This is a genomic window from Streptomyces sp. NPDC050388 (genome assembly GCF_040655635.1).
Classification (GTDB): Bacteria; Actinomycetota; Actinomycetes; order Streptomycetales; family Streptomycetaceae; genus Streptomyces.
The window spans coordinates 21914-39135 of sequence record NZ_JBFAKH010000011.1 but is presented as its reverse complement, the minus strand read 5'-3'; the positions used below and the strand labels follow the sequence as shown (position 1 = coordinate 39135).

Annotated in this window: 18 protein-coding genes; 7 read left to right on the top strand and 11 right to left on the bottom strand. The window is 72.3% G+C overall.

Features of this window, described 5'->3' with window-relative positions:
• Positions 1 to 10: 10 nt before the first annotated feature.
• From AB0I73_RS08590 to amaP, 3 genes are read left to right on the top strand one after another with little or no spacing between them, the layout of a single operon-like run.
• Positions 11 to 337: a hypothetical protein gene (locus AB0I73_RS08590; RefSeq protein ID WP_363035306.1), complete on the top strand. Its 327-nt coding sequence runs from the start codon at positions 11 to 13 to the stop codon at positions 335 to 337.
• Entirely contained in the window at positions 334 to 963 is a 630-nt protein-coding gene (locus AB0I73_RS08585) for a DUF6286 domain-containing protein (RefSeq protein WP_363035124.1), read from the top strand. Before AB0I73_RS08590 ends, AB0I73_RS08585 begins: the two co-directional genes overlap by 4 nt.
• Positions 960 to 1547: an alkaline shock response membrane anchor protein AmaP gene (gene amaP, locus AB0I73_RS08580; protein ID WP_363035122.1), complete on the top strand. Its 588-nt coding sequence runs from the start codon at positions 960 to 962 to the stop codon at positions 1545 to 1547. The genes AB0I73_RS08585 and amaP overlap by 4 nt, the downstream gene beginning before the upstream one ends.
• Positions 1548 to 1595: 48 nt before the next feature.
• Here amaP and AB0I73_RS08575 read toward each other — a convergent pair whose 3' ends face one another.
• From AB0I73_RS08575 to AB0I73_RS08540, 8 genes are all read right to left on the bottom strand, one after another.
• On the bottom strand, positions 1596 to 2351 hold the full coding sequence (locus AB0I73_RS08575) for an SDR family oxidoreductase (protein WP_109379929.1): 756 nt from the start codon (positions 2349 to 2351) through the stop codon (positions 1596 to 1598).
• A gap of 4 nt (positions 2352 to 2355) precedes the next feature.
• Positions 2356 to 4137, bottom strand: coding sequence for a glycoside hydrolase family 15 protein (locus AB0I73_RS08570; protein WP_363035119.1), 1782 nt, complete (start codon positions 4135 to 4137; stop codon positions 2356 to 2358).
• A 168-nt stretch (positions 4138 to 4305) separates the two neighbouring features.
• Positions 4306 to 5106 (bottom strand): SURF1 family protein, encoded by an 801-nt coding sequence (locus tag AB0I73_RS08565; RefSeq protein ID WP_363035117.1) that lies wholly within the window; start codon positions 5104 to 5106, stop codon positions 4306 to 4308.
• 50 nt (positions 5107 to 5156) lie between these two features.
• Entirely contained in the window at positions 5157 to 5390 is a 234-nt protein-coding gene (locus AB0I73_RS08560) for a hypothetical protein (protein ID WP_109379926.1), read from the bottom strand.
• A gap of 137 nt (positions 5391 to 5527) precedes the next feature.
• Positions 5528 to 6514 carry a DEDDh family exonuclease gene (locus AB0I73_RS08555; RefSeq protein ID WP_363035115.1) on the bottom strand — a complete coding sequence of 329 codons (987 nt, stop codon included), beginning with the start codon at positions 6512 to 6514 and terminating at the stop codon, positions 5528 to 5530.
• A gap of 71 nt (positions 6515 to 6585) precedes the next feature.
• Positions 6586 to 7593: a CopD family protein gene (locus AB0I73_RS08550; RefSeq protein WP_363035113.1), complete on the bottom strand. Its 1008-nt coding sequence runs from the start codon at positions 7591 to 7593 to the stop codon at positions 6586 to 6588.
• A gap of 162 nt (positions 7594 to 7755) precedes the next feature.
• The gene (locus tag AB0I73_RS08545) at positions 7756 to 9204 is read right to left on the bottom strand and encodes a CoA transferase (RefSeq protein ID WP_363035111.1); all 1449 of its coding nucleotides are present in this window, start codon (positions 9202 to 9204) and stop codon (positions 7756 to 7758) included.
• A gap of 208 nt (positions 9205 to 9412) precedes the next feature.
• On the bottom strand, positions 9413 to 10948 hold the full coding sequence (locus AB0I73_RS08540; protein ID WP_363035108.1) for a S8 family serine peptidase: 1536 nt from the start codon (positions 10946 to 10948) through the stop codon (positions 9413 to 9415).
• A 284-nt stretch (positions 10949 to 11232) separates the two neighbouring features.
• Between AB0I73_RS08540 and AB0I73_RS08535 the strand changes: the two genes are divergently transcribed.
• The 3 genes from AB0I73_RS08535 (at position 11233) to moaA (ending at position 14376) form a co-directional block, all read left to right on the top strand.
• Complete coding sequence (locus tag AB0I73_RS08535) at positions 11233 to 11589, top strand: DUF485 domain-containing protein (RefSeq protein WP_363035106.1); 357 nt, start codon at positions 11233 to 11235, stop codon at positions 11587 to 11589.
• Entirely contained in the window at positions 11586 to 13214 is a 1629-nt protein-coding gene (locus AB0I73_RS08530; RefSeq protein WP_109379921.1) for a cation acetate symporter, read from the top strand. The genes AB0I73_RS08535 and AB0I73_RS08530 overlap by 4 nt, the downstream gene beginning before the upstream one ends.
• Before the next feature lie 172 nt (positions 13215 to 13386).
• On the top strand, positions 13387 to 14376 hold the full coding sequence (gene moaA, locus AB0I73_RS08525; protein ID WP_363035104.1) for a GTP 3',8-cyclase MoaA: 990 nt from the start codon (positions 13387 to 13389) through the stop codon (positions 14374 to 14376).
• Positions 14377 to 14415: 39 nt separating this feature from the next.
• Here the strand turns inward: moaA and AB0I73_RS08520 are convergent, their stop codons facing one another.
• Together AB0I73_RS08520 and AB0I73_RS08515 are read right to left on the bottom strand one after the other, a co-directional pair.
• The gene (locus AB0I73_RS08520; RefSeq protein WP_109383225.1) at positions 14416 to 14640 is read right to left on the bottom strand and encodes a hypothetical protein; all 225 of its coding nucleotides are present in this window, start codon (positions 14638 to 14640) and stop codon (positions 14416 to 14418) included.
• A gap of 264 nt (positions 14641 to 14904) precedes the next feature.
• Entirely contained in the window at positions 14905 to 15309 is a 405-nt protein-coding gene (locus AB0I73_RS08515; protein ID WP_363035102.1) for a DUF3099 domain-containing protein, read from the bottom strand.
• Positions 15310 to 15575: 266 nt separating this feature from the next.
• Between AB0I73_RS08515 and AB0I73_RS08510 the strand changes: the two genes are divergently transcribed.
• Entirely contained in the window at positions 15576 to 15857 is a 282-nt protein-coding gene (locus AB0I73_RS08510) for a GlsB/YeaQ/YmgE family stress response membrane protein (protein ID WP_363035100.1), read from the top strand.
• Between the two features lie 94 nt (positions 15858 to 15951).
• On the opposite strand, the gene tyrS is transcribed toward AB0I73_RS08510, so the two are convergent.
• On the bottom strand, positions 15952 to 17220 hold the full coding sequence (gene tyrS, locus AB0I73_RS08505) for a tyrosine--tRNA ligase (RefSeq protein WP_363035098.1): 1269 nt from the start codon (positions 17218 to 17220) through the stop codon (positions 15952 to 15954).
• Between the last annotated feature and the right edge of the window lie 2 nt (positions 17221 to 17222).

Here is a 17222-nt window from a genome sequence, read left to right as displayed (position 1 = left end):
CCGCGTCGTCATGCCGCCGAGCGAGCGCGGTGCGACCAGGATCGCCGACCGGGTGGTCGCGAAGATCGCCTCCCAGGCGGCCCGTGAGGCGCTCGGACCGCTGCCCCCGGACGCCGAGCCGCCGCACGCCACGGTCGTCGTCCACCGCGACGACACCGCACGGGTCCGCGTCCACGTCGAACTCGGCTACCCCGGCGACATCGGCGGCCGGTGCGGGCAGGTACGCCGCCAGGTGGTCGAACGGGTGTCCGTGCTGGCGGGCATGCAGGTGCCGGAGGTCGTCGTCCAGGTGGAACGGCTGCACCTGGCGGGAGCGGTACGGGGGAGGGTCCGATGAGCGAACCCGGAGCCGTCGAGCAGCCCGCGGGCACCGTCCTGGAGAAGACACCGCCGCCCGCGCCGGACGGCGCCGCGGCCCCGGGCCCCCGGCGCTTCTGGTCGGCGCGCAAGGTCCCCGCGGGCCTGCTCGCACTGCTGCTCCTGGTGGTCGCGGTGGCGTTCCTGTACGACATCGCCGCGGTGCGCGCCGGCCGGCCCGCGATGAGCTGGCGCCGGGAGCTGGCCCGCCAACTGGCCGAACGGCCCCTGGACGACGTCTGGGTGCTGCTGGGCGCCGGGATCGCCGCCGCCCTCGGACTCTGGCTGCTCCTGCTGGCCCTCACCCCCGGGCTGCGGGCCCTGCTCCCGATGTGCCGCACCCATCCCGGGGTACGCGCCGGACTCGACCGGGACGCGGCGGCGATGGTGCTGCGGGACCGGGCCATGGAGATCGCCGGGGTGCAGACGGTCCGGGTGCGGGTGGCCCGCAAGCGGGCCGACGTCCGCGCGGTGTCGCACTTCCGTGAACTGGACGACGTACGGGCCGACCTGGAGGCGGTACTCGCCGACGCCGTCAGGGGCCTGGGGCTGTCCCGGCCGCCCGCCCTGTCGGTACGGGTGCGGCGTCCCGGACGGAAGGGGTGAGGCCGGTGATCAGGGGTGTCAACCGTGTACTGCTCGGGCTCACGGGCCTGCTCCTGGCGGCCCTCGGCGGGTCCGTGCTGGCCATCGGGCTGGGGACGCCGATGCCCTCCTGGTGGCTGCACCAGGGACGGCACGACGTACTGCTGAGCGACGCCGAGCGGACCCGGTGGCGGGACCAGGGCTGGTGGTGGCCCGTCGTGATCGCCGCACTCGCGGTCCTCGTCCTGCTCCTGCTCTGGTGGCTGGTCGCGATCGTGCGCCGGCACCGGACGGCCGAGGTGTTCGTCGACACCGGCGACGGCGACGGAGCGATCCTGCGCGGCCGGGCCCTGGAGGCCGCACTCGCCGAGGAGGCGGGCCGGCTGGACGGCGTCGACCAGGCCCACGTCCGGCTGACCGGCCGTCGCGGTGCCCCGCGGACCCGCGTCCGCCTCCTCCTGGAGCCCCACGTGGACCCCGGCACCGCGCTGGACACCCTCACCACCGGAGCCCTCACCCATGCCCGCGAGGCGGCGGGCCTGGCCGCCCTCCCGGCCGAGGTCCGCCTGCGAGCGGTCAAACACCGCGCGGAACGCGTCAGCTGACCCCGGCCCCGGCCCGGAACCGGACGGGTCCCGGTGCCGGACGCGGCCCTAGAACCCGTGCCGTACCCCGCCGTCCACCGGGACCATGACGCCGGTGACGTAGGAGGCGGCCGGGGAGAGGAGGAAGGCGGCGGTGCGGCCGAACTCGGCCGGGGTGCCGTAGCGGCGCAGGGGGATGCGGGACCGGGCCGCCTGGCGGGTGGCCTCCGGGTCGGCGGAGAGGGCGTCGAGTTCACGGACCCGGTCCGTGTCGATCCGCCCGGGGAGCACACCCACGACGCGGATGCCGCGCGGGCCCAGCTCGTCCGCGAGGGACTTGGCGAAGCCGGCGAGTCCGGGGCGCAGGCCGTTGGAGATGGTCAGGCCGGGGAGCGGCTCGTACACCGAGCCGGACAGCACGAAGCCGATGACCCCGCCCTCACCCAGCTCCGCGGCGGCGGCACGGGCCAGTCGTACCGCGCCCAGGAACACCGACTCGAACGCCGACTGCCACTGTTCGTCGGTGGCGTCGGCGACGAAGCCGGGCGGCGGTCCGCCCACGCTGACGAGGATGCCGTCGAAACGGTGGAACCGCTCACGCGCGGTCGCGATCAGCCGCGCCGGTGCCTGGGGGTCGGCGTTGTCGACCGCCACGCCGACCGCGTTCGGCCCGAGACCGGCGACCGCCTCGGCGACGCTCTGCTCCTCCCGGCCCGTGACGACCACCTTCGCACCGTCCGCGACCAGCTCGCGCGCGGTGGCGTTGCCCAGCCCGCGGGTCGCCCCGGTGACGACGTACACCCGGTCCTTCAGTCCAAGATCCATGGCCCTATCCTGCCTCCTCGCCCCCGAACAGGGCGAGGGCGGTGTTCACCAGGCCGATATGACTGAACGCCTGCGGGAAGTTGCCCAGCAGCCGCCCGCCCACCGCGTCGTACTCCTCCGCCAGCAGCCCCACGTCGTTGGCCAGCCCCAGCAGTCGTTCGAACAGCTCGCGTGCCTGATCCGTCCGGCCCGCCATGTGCAGGGCGTCCGCGAGCCAGAACGAGCACACCAGGAACGTGCCCTCCTCACCGGGCAGGCCGTCGACGGGTGCGGCGTCCGGGGTGTAGCGGCGTACGAACCCGTCCTGGCCCAGCTCCGCGCGGATCGCGTCGATCGTGCCGAGCACCCGGGGATCGTCGGGCGGCAGGAAACCCACCCGGGGGATCAGCAGCAGCGCGGCGTCCAGTTCGCGCGAGCCGTAGGACTGCGTGAACGTGTTCCGTTCGGGGTCGTACCCCTTCTCGCACACGTCACGGTGCACCTCGTCGCGCAACGCGCGCCAGCCGTCGACGTCGCCCTCGAGGTCCGGGCTCTCCTCCAGGAGGCGCACCGCACGGTCCGCGGCCACCCACACCATCACCTTGGAATGCACGAAGTGGCGCCGTCCGCCACGCACCTCCCACAGCCCCTCGTCCGGCTGCCGCCAGGCCGTGCGCAGGAATTCCAGCAGGACGGTCTGCAGGGCCCACACGTCCGGGTGCGGGGACAGACCCGAGCGCCGGGCCAGCGTCAGCGAGTCCACGACCTCGCCGTACACGTCGAGCTGGAGCTGGTTGACGGCGTCGTTGCCGACCCGTACCGGGGTGGCGCCGCCGAAGCCGGGCAGCCACGGCAGCTCGGACTCGGGCAGCCGCCGCTCGCCCGCCAGCCCGTACATGATCTGCAGATCCGCCGGGTCGCCCGCGACCGCGCGCAGCAGCCAGTTGCGCCAGGCCTCCGCCTCCTCCTGGTACCCGGCCGCCAGCAGCGCGTTCAGGGTCAGCGTGGAGTCGCGCAGCCAGCAGAAGCGGTAGTCCCAGTTGCGCACCCCGCCCGGCTCCTCCGGCAGCGAGGTGGTGGGCGCGGCGACGATACCGCCGGTGGGGGAGTAGGTGAGCGCCTTGAGCGTGATCAGGGACCGCACCACCGCGTCCCGGTGCGGGCCGGTGTAACGGCACCGGGACGTCCACGCGCGCCAGTCGGCGATGCTCTGCCGCAGCGAGGAGTACGGGTCGACCAGCGGCGGGCGCGGCTCGTGGGAGGGGTGCCAGGTGAGGACGAACGCGACCCGCTCGCCCGGCCCGACCGTGAACTCGGAGTGCGTGCCGCGGTCCTCGCCCCAGGTGGGCACCTCCGGCACACTGCGCAGCCACGCCGAGTCCGGCCCCGCGACCGCCACCCGGTGGCCGTCGGTCTTGCGCACCCAGGGCACCACCGAGCCGTAGTCGAAACGCAGCCGCAGCGTGCTGCGGACGGTCACCTCGCCGCGTACGCCCTCGACGACGCGCACCAGGTCGGGGGCGCGGTCGCGCTGCGGCATCAGGTCGGTGACGCGCACCGCGCCCTCGTCGGTCTCCCACTCGGTGTCCAGGACGAGGGTGTCCCGGCGGTAGGAGCGGCGCGTGTACCGCTCGGCGCCCAGCGGCGCGATGCGCCAGTGACCGTTGTCCTCGTCGCCGAGCAGCCGGGCGAAGCAGGCGCCGGAGTCGAAGCGGGGCAGGCAGAGCCAGTCGACGGACCCGTCCGCGCCCACCAGGGCAGCGGTCTGTTCGTCGCCGATGAGCGCGTAGTCCTCGATACGGTGCACGAGGTGCGGATGCCCGGCTGCCTGGGGCGGCAATCAGGGGCGGCGCCGGGGAGTGAGAGGGGAACGACAAGGAGCGACGGCCGTCGCGGTGGCGGCGACGGCGCGGACGACCGCACCGTCACCGGGCGTGCCGGGCTCCGCGTCCGCGGCACGATCCGCCGGGCGGCCCTAGACCGCCGCGGGTTCGGTCTTCTCCGCGTCCGCCGTCCCGGCAGCCGCCTGTTCCGCCCGCTCCCGTGCCTCGCGGCGGACCAGGATCACCCAGCCGACGGGGACGCCCGCGGTGAACAGCCACCACTGGACGGCGTACGCCATGTGCGGGCCGATCTCGTCGTGCACGGGCTCGGAGATCAGCTCCGGGGTGCCACCGCGCGGCTCGGGCTCCGTCAGATCGACGTAGCCGCCGAGGACCTCCCTGCCGAGCCGCTCGGCCTCCAGCTCGCTGTTGATCAGCATGATCTGCCGGTCGGGCAGGCCCTCGAGGTTCTTGATGCCGCTGTCCTCGGTCGTCTGGTCCTGCATCAGCCGCCCGGTGACGGTGATCTCGCCCCCGGGCGGCGCCGGGATCTCGGGGAACGCGCTCTGACTCGGACCGTCCGCGGGAACCCAGCCCCGGTTGACCAGCAGGACCCTGCCGTCCTCGAGGACGAACGGGGTCAGCACGTGGTAGCCGACCTTGTCGTCCGCGTTGGTGCGGCGGCGCACGACGACCTCGTCGGCGGTGTCGAAGCTTCCCCTCGCCGTCACCCTGCGGTACAGGTGCTCGTGGTCGACCTTCGCCCCGGGCGAGGTCAGGGACTCGACGGGCACCGGCTCGGCCGCCAGGGAGTTGGCGATCACCTGGTTCAGGGCGACCCGGCGCTCATGACGGTGCAACTGCCAGAAGCCCAGCTCGATCATCGTCGGGATGAGCACGAGTGCCAGGAGGGTGAGGATCACCCACTGGCGGGACAACAGGAAGCGGTACACCCCACGACCGTACAACCAGGACCGTGGGGTGCGTTCAGGCGGGTGCGTCCTCACACCCGGTCGACGATCCCCGTCCTTCCCTCCGCGCGGGCGCAGTGGGCGCCGCAGTACCAGTGGCCCTCGGCCTCCACGCCCTGGCCGATGATCTGCACCCGGCAGTGCTCGCAGATCGGGGCCATCCGGTGGATCGCGCAGGAGAAGCAGTCGAAGACGTGCACCGCGCCCTGCGCGTGCACCTCGAAGGTCATTCCGTAACTGTTGCCGCACACTTCACATGTCGCCATGGGCCACAGGGTGGGCCGTAGGTCCGGTGCGGGCGAGCGGGCGGCGGGCGAGTCGCCCGGCAATCACCCGTCCGTACGGTCCTCGGACCCCGGACGGGCCGACCGTGCCGTCGGCGCCCCGCTCGCCGTCGGCGCGGTCAGCCCTCCGACGCGGGTGCGACGTCACCGAGCAGCTGGCCGAAGGCCGCCTCGTCCACGACCGGGGTCCCGTACTGCCGGGCCTTGACCACCTTGGACGTGCCCGAGTCCGGATCATTGGTGACGAGGAGGCTGGTCAGCCGGGACAGGCTGGTGGCGACGTGCAGCCCGGCCTCGGTCGCCCGGTCCTCCAGCAGGTCCCGCTCCACGGAGGTGTCACCGGAGAACGCGACCCGCATGCCCTGCTTGAGCGGCTTGCCCGGTTCGTACCGTCCCGGGTTGGGGTAGGGGCACGCGGGGCGCTTGCGGGAGGGGCGCCAACCGGCGGACCGGTGGCCGCCGCCGTACCCGGCCTGCTGGGCGGCCCTGGGCCGGTCGGCCCACTCCGTCAGCGGCAGGCACTCGTGCAGCGGCAGCCGCATCCCGCCCACCGCCGCGGCCCGCAGGCTGGGCCGGAACACCTCCGCCAGCACCCGTGCGTCGTCCAGCGCGTGGTGCGCGCGCCGCTGCACCACACCGAAGTGCGCGGCGAGCGACTCCAGCTTGTGGTTGGGCAGCGGCAGCCGGAGCTCCTTGGAGAGGACGATCGTGCACAACCGCTGCTTCACCGGAGCCTGCGCGCCGGCGCGGGCGTACTCGCGGGCGATCATCTGCCAGTCGAAGACGGCGTTGTGCGCGACGAGCACCCGCCCCTCCAGCCGGGTGGCGAACTCTTCGGCGATGTCACCGAAGAGGGGCGCTCCTTCGAGCACCTCGCTCGTCAGGCCGTGGATCCACACCGGACCGGGGTCCCGCTCCGGATTGACCACCGTGTACCAGTGGTCCTCGACCTCGCCGCGCGCGTCCAGCCGGTAGACGCCCGCGGAGACGATGCGGTCGTCCCGGGCGAGTCCCGTGGTCTCCACGTCGACGACCGCGTACCCCCGCGGATACGAGGCCGGCCAGGCGGTGGCGGAGGACGCTGCGGTCGTGAGGTCTTCGAGCATGGTTCATGAGGATACGGGCCATGACTGACAGCCCTGCCGGTCAGGTGCCGGGCGGACCCCGCCGCCCGGCCTCACCAGCGGATCGGTACCGGAAGCGCCGTCAGGAGGCCCGACACCGCCACCACCAGGGCCAGCAGGTACGCCTCCGCCCACGCGGGGCCGCGGGCGCTCAGCGGATCGGCCGCGCGGGCCAGCCGGATCCGGGCCCACAGGGCGAGAGTCGTGACACCGGCCATCAGGATCACCTTCGCGAGCAGGACGCGCCCGTACGCGGTGTCCGTCAACTGCTCCAGGATCGTCCCCGGCGGCATCCGGCGCAGTGAACTGCACACCCCGGTCGCGGTGATGGCGGCCAGCAGGACGGCCGCCACGCGCGCGTACAGCCCCAGCAGCACGCCCCCCGCTTCCGAGCCCCGCCACGCCCGCATGGTGCGCAGCGCGTACAGCAGGCCGCCCACCCAGAGCGAGGCGCAGGTCAGGTGAACCAGCGTCAGGCCGGAGCCGAGCAGCGGGGTGTACTCGGTCTTCGGGTGCGCGCGCAGGGCTTCGGCGACGATGACCGCGGCCAGCGGCCAGGCCTGTGTGCCCGGACGGCCGGAGGCGGCGCACAGGGCCGCGAGGAGGAACGCGTTGACCTCCAGGAGGGCCAGCTTGCCGTCCCGGGAGTCGTACAGGCCGCCCACGTCGATGGCGGCGAGGCTTTCGGGAACCAGGTTGCCGGTGGCCACGACGGAGGCGAGTCCGACGGCGGCCGCGAAACCGACGGCGTTCGCGGCGGTGGACCAGCTGCGGGGCACGGCCGGGGGCGCGTCGGGCACGGAACGCAGGAGCCGTTTCACGAACAGTTCGCCGACGGGTATCGCCAGAGCCGCGAACAGCACCGTCCGCAGCAGGGCTATGCCGCCGGTGCCGGGCGCCGGGGCCTCACCGGTGCCGCGCAGGGCGGGGGGCGGGCCGAGGAGGGGTATCAGTGCCGCCAGTGCCACCAGCACGAGTACGGCGACGGCCGGGCCGGTGCCGGAACGCGGTGCGCCCCTGTGCGTACCGGCCGCCCCGGGCCTGGGATTTGTCAGAGTCACCCCAAGATCTTCACAAGCACTCACAGAACGGGCAAGCGTGGGGTGGGAAGGCAGGGGACAGTTCGCGCCAAGCTCGGATTTGGTACCCCGGTCGTGCTCGTGCGGCCTGCCGACACCGGCCGCGGTCCGTCCTTCCCGACGCTTCCAGCGCTGTCCCCACCCTCACTCCCACCGCGCGGTGTCCGCCCCCCACGGCCCGGGCGGGCGGGCCCAGTCACGGGGCCCTTTGGCGAACGACACCGGGGGCCGGACGTACCGCAGCCTCCCCTGCGCACCGTCCGCCTCCGTGAGCCAGGCGTCGGCGGACCCGTCCGCGGCCGGGACGGAAGCGGCCGCCTCCCCTTCGGCCGGCGCACGCGTGTGCGCGGCTCCTTCCAGCAGCCAGCCCGCCGTCCGTGCCAGCGCCAGCCGCACGAACCGGCTGCCCCCCTCGTCCGCCTGCTCGGTCAGCGCCCGCAGCACCGCCGCCGCCAGCAGGTACCCCGTGCCGTGGTCGAGGGCCTGCGCCGGGAGCGCCCCCGGCCGCTCCGGTGAACCCTCGCTCGCCGCGATCCCCGTGGCCACCTGCACCAGGCTGTCGAAGCCGCGCCGGTCGCCCCACGGCCCGTACGCACCCCATGCCGACAACTGCGCCACGACCACCCCGGGCCGGCGCTCGGCCAGCGCCCCGGGGCTCAGCCCGAGTCGGTCCAGGGACCCCGGCCGGTACCCGGTGACCACCACGTCCGCGGCCGCGAGCAGTTCCTCGAAGGCATCCCGGTCGGCCGTCAGGTCCAGCAGGGCCGAGCGCTTCCCGAACCCCGTGTCGGTGTGCTGGTCGGGGAGTTCGGGCAGCCGCGGGGGGTCCAGGCGCAGCACGTCCGCGCCGAGCAGGGCCAGCGTGCGGGTGGCGACCGGTCCCGCGACGACCCGTGTCAGGTCCAGCACCCGCAGCCCCGCCGCGGGCAGCAGCGGATCGCGGTCCACGGGGGTGAGCACGCGCGCGGGTGCGGCGTCCAGCCGCCCGCGCTCCACCAGCGGACGCTGCGCCACCGCCGCGGCCTGCTCGTGCGCCGCCCACTGCGCGGGCGTCCGCAGCGCGACGGCGAGCCCGCCGGAGGCGTACACGGCCTCCTCCACCTCGACGGCCGACCGCTCGGCGAGCACCGCCGCCACCGCCCGCGTGTCCTCGGACGTCCCCAGCGCGGCGAGCAGCCGGGCCCGGTGGTGGGGGTAGTTGGCGTGGGTGCGCACCCATCCGTCGGCCGTGCGCCAGAAGCGCGACAGCGGCGCGAAGGCCACCGGGGCCCGCCCGTCGACCAGCAGATGCCGCTCGCTGACGAACGCCGCGGCCACCGCTCCGTCGTCCACCCGCACCGCGGGCGTCCCGGAGACCTCGGGACGCCCCGCGGGAGCACACCCCGAAGCCGTACGCGCCGCCCGCCGCGCGCCCAGTTCGGCCGCGGCCAGCGCGCACGCGCCCACGCAGGCGCGCGCCAGCTCCCGTACCGGCAGCCGCGCGGGAAGCACTTCGGGCCGCTCGACGGTCGACACGCGGGTGAGGAGGGCGGGATCACCGCCCAGTGAGGACCACGCGGCCGCGAGGCCGACGCGGGATTCGGTGTCGGTCATGGGTGCACTGTGCCGCACCGGCCGCCCATGCGGCATGAGCCGATCATCACACTCGGGCACCCGTTGACGCCCGCCCACGATCCACCCGTGGGGATCCCGGGACACCGGAAGGGCCGGGCGGATCGCCCGGCCCTTCCCCTCTCACAGGTCACGCGGTACGGCCGCGCGGTCCTGCTACTGCCCTGCTACTGCACTGCTAATGCTTCGCTTATCGCTTCACCGCGTCCAGCGCGTCGACGATGCCGAAGCCGTAGAAGCCGTTGACCCGCTTGCCGCCCTCGCACGTCGCGTCCTGCACCCCGTCGCCGTCCTGGTCGTAGGAGGCCGGGCAGCCCGGGTTGTCCGCCTGCGCCTTCAGCAGCGCCTGCAGCGCGGCCGGGGACGCCCACGGGTGCTTGGACTTCAGCAGCGCGGCCACACCGGCGGCGTGCGGTGCGGCCATCGAGGTGCCCTGGAGGAAGGCGTACTGGTTGTTCGGCATGGTGGACAGGATGCGGCCGTTCTTCGACGGCGTGTCCGGCAGCTGGTAGCGGCTGTCGCCGCCCGGTGCCGCGACGTCCACCACGCGGTTGCCGTACGTGGAGTAGAACGACTTGGCGTTGTGCACACCGGTCGCGCTGACCGTGACCACACCCGGCAGCTGGGTCGGCAGGTCCAGGCACTCGGAGGGGTCGATGGTGCGCTCGACCGGCGTGGTGTCGTTCGGGCTGGAGGCGTCGTCGATCGCGTCCGAGGCCAGGTCGTGGTTGGAGTTGCCGGCCGAGGCGACGTGCAGGGTGCCCTTCTTCTGGGCGTACAGCTGGGCCCGGTTGACCGCGTCGACGATCGCCTTCTGGTCGGGGTCGTCCTTGCAGTTGTACAGCCACGGGTCCACGTAGTAGCTGTTGTTCGTGATCTCGACGCCGTGGTCGGCGGCAAACACGAAGGCGCAGACGACGTTCTCCGGGTAGAAGAGACCGTTGTCCGGGTCGCTCACCTTGATGCTGGACACCTTCACGCCGGGCGCTACACCGGCGACGCCGATGCCGTTGCGGGCCGCGGCGATCTCACCGGCCACGTGGGTGCCGTGGTAGTCGTCGGCCGTGTACGGACGCCAGGCGCCCTCGCTGGTGTCCGCCTTGCCGCCGACGCAGTTGGCCGACTGGGCGGCGGAGAAGTTCGCCCTGAGGTCGTCGTGGGTGTCGTCGACGCCGGTGTCGATCACGGCGACGGTCACCTTCTGGCTGCCGGGGTTGATCCGCGCGGCCTTGTCGGCGCCGATCGCCCGCAGGTCCCACTGGTCGGCCTCGAGGGGCTCGCTGCCGGGAACCTTGTCCGAGGCGGCCTTCGTCTTCGCGGCCTCGGCGGCCGTCACGTAGTCGGCGGCGCCCACGTCGGTCGTCCCGGCCGGGGCCAGCGGCGCGGTACGGGTGGCTCCGGCGGACTGCACTCCCCGCGCGGCGCGGATCTCCTTGCCGAAGTCCGGGTTCGCCGAGTGGACGACGATCACACCGATCTTGTCGTACGTGACCACGACGGTCCCGTCGGCCGCGGCGATCGCCTTCTTCACCGACGCGATGGTGCGGTGGTCCGCCTTGGTGTTGACGACGTACGCCAAGGCGGGCGCGTCCGTCGCCTGCTTCGCCGTCGGCGCCGCCTGCGGAGCCGCCGACGCCGCCGCCGGCAGGAAGCCGAGCGAGGCGGTCAGGGACAGCGCGACAGGAACGGCGAGGGCGAGGCGGCGTCTGGAACGCAGATGAGCCATGGGATCTCCACATCATCCGGAAACAAACCTGCCCGAGGCACAAGTGACGTTCGGGCAGGTACATGACGGGGTGTGCAGGGTGAAGTTATCCCGTGCCCTCTCCGGGCAACAACGTTTTGCCGTAACGACTTCGGAAAACGTCCCCCGAAAAGAAAGCGCGGACCGTTGAACCGGTGCTCGCGTGGCGCCGTGACGTTGTGCAGGGAGCGCGAGGACACTCGCCCCCGTTCCCGCAGTAGTTCCGTCGTTCCGTAGTAACCGCACCCGCAACGCGAGGAGACTCCGTGGCCGCCGAAGCGCCATCCCCCTCAGCAGAGGAACACAAACTCCCCACACCCGAGGAGTTCACCGCGGTGCAGGAGAGCGCTGAGTTCGGTGAACTGCGCCGCTCCCACCGCTCCTTCGCCTTCCCCCTGACCGTCGGCTTCATCCTCTGGTACCTGCTGTACGTGCTGCTCTCGAACTACGCGGGCGGCTTCATGGGCACGAAGCTGTTCGGCAACATCAACGTCGCCCTCGTCTTCGGTGTCCTGCAGTTCGTCACCACGTTCCTCATCGCGTGGTGGTACTCCCGGCACGCCGCCGCCGAGCTCGACCCCAGGGCCGAGGCCATCAAGACCCGTATGGAGGGCGGCGCATGAGCCCCGCGATCACCCACGTCACCCTCGCCGCGAACGAGGCGAGCGAGCACCGCGCGCTGATCATCACGCTGTTCGCGCTGTTCGTCGTCGCGACCCTCGGCATCACCGTCTGGGCGGGCCGGCAGACCAAGGACGCCGCCGACTTCTACGCGGGCGGACGGCAGTTCAGCGCCTTCCAGAACGGACTCGCGGTCTCCGGTGACTACATGTCGGCCGCGTCCTTCCTCGGCATCGCGGGCGCCATCGCCCTCTTCGGCTACGACGGCTTCCTCTACTCCATCGGCTTCCTGGTCGCCTGGCTGGTCGCCCTCCTGCTGGTCGCAGAACCGCTGCGGAACTCCGGCCGCTACACGATGGGCGACGTCCTCGCCTACCGCATGCGCCAGCGGCCCGTGCGCACCGCGGCCGGCACCTCCACCATCGTGGTGTCGATCTTCTACCTGCTGGCCCAGATGGCGGGCGCCGGCGTCCTCGTCTCGCTGCTGCTCGGCATCACCTCCGACGCCGGCAAGGTCCTCATCGTCGCCCTGGTCGGCGTCCTGATGATCGTCTACGTCTCCATCGGCGGGATGAAGGGCACCACCTGGGTACAGATGATCAAGGCCGTGCTGCTCATCGGCGGCACCATCCTGATCACCTTCCTGGTGCTGCTGAAGTTCAACTTCAACATCTCCGACCTGCTGGGCAAGGCCGCCGACAACAGCGGCGCGGGCGCGGCCTTCCTGGAGCCCGGCCTGCAGTACGGCGCCAGCGGCACCACCAAGCTGGACTTCATCTCCCTCGGCATCGCCCTGGTGCTCGGCACCGCCGGCCTGCCGCACATCCTGATCCGCTTCTACACGGTGCCCAACGCCAAGGCCGCCCGTAAGTCCGTGAACTGGGCCATCGGCATCATCGGCGGCTTCTACCTGATGACCATCGCCCTCGGCTTCGGCGCCGCCGCGCTGATCTCGCGGGACGAGATCATCGCCTCCAACCCGTCCGGCAACACGGCCGCGCCGCTGCTCGCCCTGCACCTGGGCGGCACCGACTCGACCTGGGGCGCGATCCTGCTCGCCACGATCTCGGCGGTCGCCTTCGCCACGATCCTCGCCGTGGTCGCCGGTCTCACCCTCGCCTCGTCCTCCTCCTTCGCGCACGACATCTACGCCAACGTCATCCGCAAGGGGAAGGCCACGGAGAAGGAGGAGATGAGGGCGGCCCGCTGGGCGACCGTCCTCATCGGCGTCGTCTCCATCGCGCTCGGCGCCCTCGCCCGCGACCTGAACGTGGCCGGTCTGGTCGCGCTGGCCTTCGCGGTCGCCGCGTCCGCCAACCTGCCGACGATCCTCTACAGCCTGTTCTGGAAGCGGTTCACCACCCAGGGCGCCCTGTGGTCGATCTACGGCGGTCTCATCGTCGCCGTCGGCCTGGTGCTGTTCTCGCCCGTCGTCTCCGGCGACCCGACCGCGATGTTCCCCGACGTCGACTTCTCCTGGTTCCCGCTGAAGAACCCGGGACTCATCTCCATCCCGTTCGGCTTCCTGATGGGCTGGCTCGGCACCGTCCTGTCCAAGGAGGAACCGGACGCCAAGAAGTACGCGGAGCTGGAGGTCAGGTCGCTGACCGGCACCGGCGCCCACTGACCCGCACCGGCGGCCCGGCCGCGCCGTGCGGACCTCTCCCGGAGGTCCGCACGGCGCGGCCGCCGTACATCCCGTCGTCTCGGCCGCTGTGCTTGTCGGCGCCGTCACGTAGGCTCAACAGACAGCCGGAGTACGCGTGATCCGAGTGATCCGAGTCGAGGGAGGGGGCCACGTGCTCATCGACACGTACGGCCGAGTGGCCACCGACCTGAGGGTGTCACTGACCGACCGGTGCAATCTGCGGTGCACCTACTGCATGCCCGAGGAGGGCCTGCAGTGGCTGGCCAAGCCCGACCTGCTCACGGACGACGAGATCGTCCGCCTCATCGACATCGCCGTCACCTCCCTCGGCATCGAGGAGGTCCGCTTCACCGGCGGTGAACCCCTGCTCCGCCCCGGCCTGGTCGGCATCGTCGAGCGGGTCGCGGCCCTGGAGCCCCGCCCCCGGACGTCCCTCACCACCAACGGCATCGGCCTCGGGCGCACCGCGGCGGCCCTGAAGGAGGCGGGCCTGGACCGGGTCAACGTCTCCCTCGACACGCTCCGCCCGGACGTCTTCAAGACCCTCACCCGCCGCAACCGCCACCAGGACGTCATCGACGGCCTGTACGCGGCCCGCGAAGCCGGCCTGACCCCGGTGAAGGTCAACTCGGTCCTGATGCCGGGGCTCAACGACGACGAGGCCCCCGACCTGCTGGCCTGGGCCGTGGACCACGGCTACGAGCTGCGCTTCATCGAGCAGATGCCCCTGGACGCCCAGCACGGCTGGAAGCGCGACGGCATGATCACCGCCGACGACATCCTCACCTCCCTGCGCACCCGCTTCGAGCTGACCCCCGAGGGCGACGAGGCCCGCGGCTCCGCCCCGGCCGAGCGCTGGCTGGTCGACGGCGGCCCGCACCGCGTCGGCGTCATCGCCTCCGTCACCCGCCCGTTCTGCGCGGCCTGCGACCGCACCCGGCTCACCGCCGACGGACAGATCCGCACCTGTCTGTTCGCCACCGAGGAGACGGACCTGCGCGCGGCCCTGCGCTCCGACGCGCCCGACGAGGAGATCGCCCGGATCTGGCGACTGGCCATGTGGGGCAAGAAGGCGGGCGCCGGCCTCGACGACCCGACGTTCGTACAGCCCGACCGCCCGATGTCCGCCATCGGCGGCTGAGGCGCCGAAGGGGCCGGGAGGCCGGGGCTGGGCTCGGGGCTACGCCTCTTCGGGCGCCCGCCACTCCTCGAAGCGCACCACGTCCTTCAGGAACCCGCGTACGCCGAGGAACTGCGACAGATGCTCCCGGTGCTCCTCACACGCGAGCCAGGTCTTGCGGCGCTCCGGCGTGTGGATCTTCGGGTTGTTCCAGGCGAGCACCCACACGGCGGCGGCACGGCAGCCCTTGGCGGAACAGATCGGCGTCTCGGGATCAGGGTCCATCACACCGCCGACCCTAACCCGGTCGGCTCAGCGGCAACCGCCGGGAGCACCCGTCACACCCGGAACAAAGGCGACGCCGAGCAGCCACGGGGGGAGCTGCCCGGCGTCGGTCCGTCGCTCCGACGGGGGATGCGGAGCGCGTACGAAGTATGTCACGGGTCACCCCGCCCCCGGCACCGGAACAACATGATTGATCTGAGCTTTTCCTGAGCTTGGCGGGGAAGCGCCCTCCGGTTCCGGCCGGTCATGGTCATGTTCCGGAGGTCATGACGGCCCGGGCCGCTCCGTCCGTGCGCCGGAGGCGGGCTCGGGCGTGGGCTCGGGCACCGCATCCTCCGTCCCGGGTTCCGCCGTGTCGCCGTCCGTCTGCGACGGCTCGATCTCCGTCCGCATCTGCGTCGACAGGTAGGTCGAGGGCAGCGACGGCGCGTTCTCACGCCCGGCGTTGGCGATCACCACCGCGATGTACGGCAGCAGCATTCCGAGGACCAGCGCCACGATCGCGACGTACCGTTCCACGTTCCAGAGCGACGCCGCGAGGATGACCGAGATCGTACGAACGGTCATGGAGATCACATACCGGCGCTGCCGCGCGCGCACATCGTCCTGGAGGCCCGCCCTGGCACCGGTGATCCGGAACACCTGGACGCCGCCGTGCTGCTTCCGCATCACATTCCACCATCCGCCCGTATCGGACTTTTCCCGCCCCTGGCCGTCTCGTGACGGCCGGGGCACCGGGCCCGCACGAAGACCACGTTACGCCGCGCCCCCGCCGCCCACGAGACCGGGGCGCCCCGGGCCCGCGGAATCCGTCCGCCGTTCCCCCGTCCGCCCCGTCCGGTCCGAAGCCCGTACGGCATGCCCGACATGCGACGCAACGGGTCCGGGCCGACACTGGCCGTAACGCTCGCGTCTAGGCGTACCGGGAGGCAGTCATGGGCTGGTTGTGGGCGATCATCGTGGGATTCGTGCTCGGCCTGATCGCCAAGGCGATCATTCCCGGCAAGCAGCACAGCCCGCTGTGGCTGACCACCATCTGCGGCATCCTCGGCGCCATCGCGGGCAACGCGATCGCGCGCGGCTTCGGTATCGCGGAGACCCGGGGCATCGACTGGGGCCGGCACGTCTTCCAGCTGGCGGCGGCGATCGTCATCGTCTTCTTCGTCGACATGCTCTACACGCAGATGCGGGGCAAGCGCACACAGCAGCGGGCCTGACGCGCGGGTCCGCCGAGGTGTCCTGCCGGTGTCGTCCGGGCATCCGAGGCCGATCGCCCCCTCGGATGCCCGGACGACCGGACGTTCCAGCGGCTCAGGCGGCCGTGACCTCCACCGCCGCCAGGTTCTTCTTGCCCCGGCGCAGCACCAGCCAGCGCCCGTGCAGCAGGTCCTCCTTCGCGGGGACGGCGTCCTCGGCGGTGACCTTGACGTTGTTCACGTAGGCGCCGCCCTCCTTCACCGTGCGCCGCGCGGCCGACTTGCTCGCCACCAGGCCGACCTCGGCGAACAGGTCGACGACCGGACCGAGCTCGGCGACCTGGACGTGCGGCACCTCCGAGAGGGCCGCCGCCAGTGTCCGCTCGTCCAGCTCCGCCAGCTCACCCTGGCCGAACAGCGCCTTCGACGCGGCGATCACGGCGGCGGTCTGGTCGGCACCGTGCACCAGGGTCGTCAGCTCCTCGGCCAGGGCGCGCTGGGCGGCACGGGCCTGCGGACGCTCCGCCGTCTGCCGCTCCAGCTCCTCCAGCTCCTCGCGGGACTTGAAGGACAGGATCCGCATGTAGCCCGAGATGTCCCGGTCGTCCGTGTTCAACCAGAACTGGTAGAACGCGTACGGCGTGGTCATCTCCGGGTCGAGCCAGACGGCGCCGCCCTCGGTCTTGCCGAACTTGGTGCCGTCCGCCTTCGTCATCAGCGGCGTGGCGTAGGCGTGGACGGCGGCGTCCGGCTCCAGCCGGTGCAGCAGGTCCAGGCCCGCCGTGAGGTTGCCCCACTGGTCGCTGCCGCCCTGCTGCATCGTGCAGCCGTGAAGCCGGTACAGCTGGAGGAAGTCCATGGCCTGGAGCAGCTGGTAGCTGAACTCGGTGTAGCTGATGCCCTCGGAGGACTCCAGACGCCGGGCGACGGAATCCTTGGTCAGCATCTTGTTGACGCGGAAGTGCTTGCCGATGTCCCGCAGGAACTCGATGGCGGAGAGGTTCTGCGTCCAGTCGAGGTTGTTGACCATCGTGGCCGCGTTCTCGCCCTCGAAGGACAGGAACGGCTCGATCTGGCCGCGCAGCCGCTCGACCCAGCCGGCGACGGTCGCCGGGTCGTTCAGCGTGCGCTCGGCGGTCGGGCGGGGGTCGCCGATCTGGCCCGTGGCCCCGCCGACCAGCGCCAGCGGCCGGTGACCGGCCTGCTGCATCCGGCGCAGGGTGAGCACCTGCACCAGGTGCCCCACGTGCAGTGACGGCGCGGTCGGGTCGAAGCCGCAATAGAACGTGACGGGACCGTCCGCGAGCGTCTTGCGCAAAGCGTCCTCGTCGGTGGACTGGGCGAACAGCCCGCGCCACTTCAGCTCATCGACGATGTCCGTCACGG

Excerpts from the sequence above, each read along its gene's own strand:
- AB0I73_RS08530 (WP_109379921.1), top strand. The coding sequence starts at position 11,586 with ATGAGCCCCGCGATCACCCACGTCACCCTCGCCGCGAACGAGGCGAGC.
- AB0I73_RS08560 (WP_109379926.1), bottom strand. The coding sequence starts at position 5,390 with ATGGCGACATGTGAAGTGTGCGGCAACAGTTACGGAATGACCTTCGAG.
- AB0I73_RS08590 (WP_363035306.1), top strand. The coding sequence starts at position 11 with ATGCCGCCGAGCGAGCGCGGTGCGACCAGGATCGCCGACCGGGTGGTC.
- AB0I73_RS08510 (WP_363035100.1), top strand. The coding sequence starts at position 15,576 with ATGGGCTGGTTGTGGGCGATCATCGTGGGATTCGTGCTCGGCCTGATC.
- AB0I73_RS08540 (WP_363035108.1), bottom strand. The coding sequence starts at position 10,948 with ATGGCTCATCTGCGTTCCAGACGCCGCCTCGCCCTCGCCGTTCCTGTC.
- AB0I73_RS08545 (WP_363035111.1), bottom strand. The coding sequence starts at position 9,204 with ATGACCGACACCGAATCCCGCGTCGGCCTCGCGGCCGCGTGGTCCTCA.
- AB0I73_RS08515 (WP_363035102.1), bottom strand. The coding sequence starts at position 15,309 with ATGCGGAAGCAGCACGGCGGCGTCCAGGTGTTCCGGATCACCGGTGCC.
- AB0I73_RS08585 (WP_363035124.1), top strand. The coding sequence starts at position 334 with ATGAGCGAACCCGGAGCCGTCGAGCAGCCCGCGGGCACCGTCCTGGAG.
- AB0I73_RS08575 (WP_109379929.1), bottom strand. The coding sequence starts at position 2,351 with ATGGATCTTGGACTGAAGGACCGGGTGTACGTCGTCACCGGGGCGACC.
- AB0I73_RS08555 (WP_363035115.1), bottom strand. The coding sequence starts at position 6,514 with ATGCTCGAAGACCTCACGACCGCAGCGTCCTCCGCCACCGCCTGGCCG.
- AB0I73_RS08520 (WP_109383225.1), bottom strand. The coding sequence starts at position 14,640 with ATGGACCCTGATCCCGAGACGCCGATCTGTTCCGCCAAGGGCTGCCGT.